General features: G+C 62.3%; 5 protein-coding genes. All 5 read right to left on the bottom strand.

Annotation, left to right across the window (positions count from 1 at the left end):
• Positions 1 to 295 (bottom strand): class I SAM-dependent methyltransferase (locus AC1D1P_RS20830; RefSeq protein WP_477674275.1); only part of this gene is annotated, 295 nt, incomplete at its 3' end.
• A gap of 86 nt (positions 296 to 381) precedes the next feature.
• Entirely contained in the window at positions 382 to 921 is a 540-nt protein-coding gene (def, locus tag AC1D1P_RS20825) for a peptide deformylase (protein ID WP_457280842.1), read from the bottom strand.
• Positions 922 to 960: 39 nt separating this feature from the next.
• Positions 961 to 1,158 carry a hypothetical protein gene (locus AC1D1P_RS20820; RefSeq protein WP_477669509.1) on the bottom strand — a complete coding sequence of 66 codons (198 nt, stop codon included), beginning with the start codon at positions 1,156 to 1,158 and terminating at the stop codon, positions 961 to 963.
• A gap of 107 nt (positions 1,159 to 1,265) precedes the next feature.
• The gene (locus tag AC1D1P_RS20815) at positions 1,266 to 1,982 is read right to left on the bottom strand and encodes an MgtC/SapB family protein (RefSeq protein ID WP_477674274.1); all 717 of its coding nucleotides are present in this window, start codon (positions 1,980 to 1,982) and stop codon (positions 1,266 to 1,268) included.
• 28 nt (positions 1,983 to 2,010) lie between these two features.
• The coding region (locus tag AC1D1P_RS20810; RefSeq protein WP_477674273.1) for a helix-hairpin-helix domain-containing protein at positions 2,011 to 2,489 on the bottom strand (479 nt) is incomplete at its 5' end.

Raw genomic sequence — 2,489 nt, 5'->3', positions numbered from 1 at the left:
GCGCCAGGCCGCAGCCCAGCTCCAGAATGCGCTTGCCTTCCAGCTCGAAGGTCAGCATGGCATGGGCCAGCACGCGGCCCGAGGGCCAGAGCAAACCGAATATCGGCCAAGCCGACGAGGAAATGCCTTCGCGTTCCGCTTCGCCCAAGGGATCATGGAATTGCTGGCGGTCCAGCAACGAGCGCAGCTGCAGGTCGTCGCCACTACCGCTCACGGTTTCAAATTTCAGCTGGTAAGGAGGTGGCGAAGCAGCTCCGGTGATGGGAACTGCTCCCGAAACGGGAGCGTGCGACATCCGGAAGCTTTCCTTGCGTACAACACGCTCTGGCGGGGCGAAATAGCCCTCGATCAGCTTCAGTGTACCCCTCGAGGCGTCCTCGGTCAGTCGTCGTCCGACGCGTCCAGTCCGGGGAAAAGCACCTCGGTAAAGCCAAACTGGCTGAAGTCGCGGATGCGCATGGGATAAAGCTTGCCAATCAGGTGATCGCACTCATGCTGCACCACCCGCGCGTGAAAACCGTCCACCGAACGCTCAATCGCATCACCGTACTGGTCAAAGCCGCTGTAACGAATTCGCGAAAGGCGCGGGACCAGGCCGCGCAGACCGGGTACGGAAAGGCAGCCTTCCCAGCCGCCCTCTTCTTCAGGCCCCAGGGGCGTAATCAAAGGGTTCAGCAAGACGGTGCGGGGCACTACCGGTGCATCGGGATAGCGTGGGTTGACCGTGTCAGTCCCGAAAATTACCAGCTGCAGGTCGACCCCAATTTGTGGGGCTGCCAGGCCGGCACCGTTGACAGCGCGCATGGTATCGAACATGTCAGCAATGAGCAGGTGCAGCTCGTCGGTGTCGAAGGCGGTCACGGGCTGAGCCACGCGCAGCAGCCGCGGGTCGCCCATTTTGAGGATTTCGCGAATGGTCATGCGCCAATTATCGTGTCGCAGGGCCTCATCGGGGAAGTTTTAGCGCCAATGCCGGTAGCCCCAACCCCGGTAATAGCCGGGCGCGGGAACCACCACCACGGGGGCTGGCTCTACGTAGACAGGGCGGGCCGGGTAAACAGCCACCGGACGCGGGGCAATCGGCGCCACCACGCAGCCAGACAGCAAAACAGCCAGGCCGGCAGCCCCTGCCAGGACAGATAAACGTTTGTAATTCATGAAAAACTCCTGTGTGTACAGGTCTTTTCAACGTCCGGCGTAGTCGCCTGGCGTGACGTCCGGCGTGCAAACCCCGGTAACGCCATGTAAGGCGCTTCCTTGACGCACTATTCCGTGGTGCTGGCGCTCCAGTAAGCCTGGCTGACCGCAGGCAACTCACCGAGCTGACTGACAAGGCGGTCCATCGCGGGGCCATCCACCGCAATGGCGACCAGCGTCGCCTGGATTTTTACGCTTTCCTCGCCGAAGGCGGACACTTTGAGGTCGTTGGTCGGATAGTGCAGCTCCTCCAGCGATTTCTCCAGGGCACCCAGCACCTCTTTTTGATGCCCCCCGTTCGTGACCACATAGACCGAGTTGGTTACCTCGGCCGACTGCACGTCCAGTGGCAAGCGATTGATCTGGTTGACGATGGGCCTCAGCAAGGTATTGGCCGCCAGCACGAACAGCGTGGCAATGCCTGCCTGCACTACCAGATCAGCCCCCGCGCAGGCGCCCACAGCACCCGAGCACCACAAGGTAGCGGCCGTGTTGAGCCCGCGCACATTACCTTCCTCACGCATGATCACGCCGGCACCCAGAAAGCCGATGCCCGAAACCACATAGGCCACCACATGCACTGCGCCCTGCGCGCCGGTCAGCCGATTCGCCATGTCGACAAAAATCGCGGCGCCTACGGCCACCAATACGTTGGTGCGAAGTCCTGCGGTGCGTTGCCGGTACTGGCGCTCAAAACCGATCAAGGCGCCAAAGACGAACGCCGAAGACAGGCTCAGGAGCGAGTCCAGGAGGTCCGCAGAGTTGAGGTTTTCGAATGCCTGCATGGGTGTGTTGCCTCCCGTGAGCCTGAAACTATCCGGGTGGGCCAGCCAGCAGGGCCAGCAAGGCCGCTTCGTCGATGACCGGAACACCCAGTGTTTGGGCCTTGACCAGCTTGCTGCCAGCCTCTTCGCCGGCCACCACGTAGTCGGTTTTTTTACTGACAGAGCCAGCCACCTTGCCGCCTGCGGCCTCCACCCTGTCCTTGGCCTCGTCGCGGCTCAAGGTGGGTAATGTGCCGGTGATGACAAAAGTCTTGCCCGACAACGGCTGGGGCGCCCGGGCAGCTGGTTCGCCCTCCTCCCAGGCCACGCCACAGGCGCGCAGTTGCTCGACCACTTCGCGGTTGTGCGCCTGCTCAAAGAAGGTGCGAATACTCTGCGCCACGATCGGCCCCACATCGCTGACTTCCAGCAGTTGCTCTTCGGTGGCATCCATGATGGCGTCCAGCTTGCCGAAATGGCGCGCCAGCTCCTTGGCCGTCGCCTCGCCGACGTGGCGTATGCCCAGGC

Source organism: Polaromonas sp. P1_E1_2 (assembly GCF_056406035.1).
This window is presented reverse-complemented; position numbering and strand designations above follow the sequence as displayed.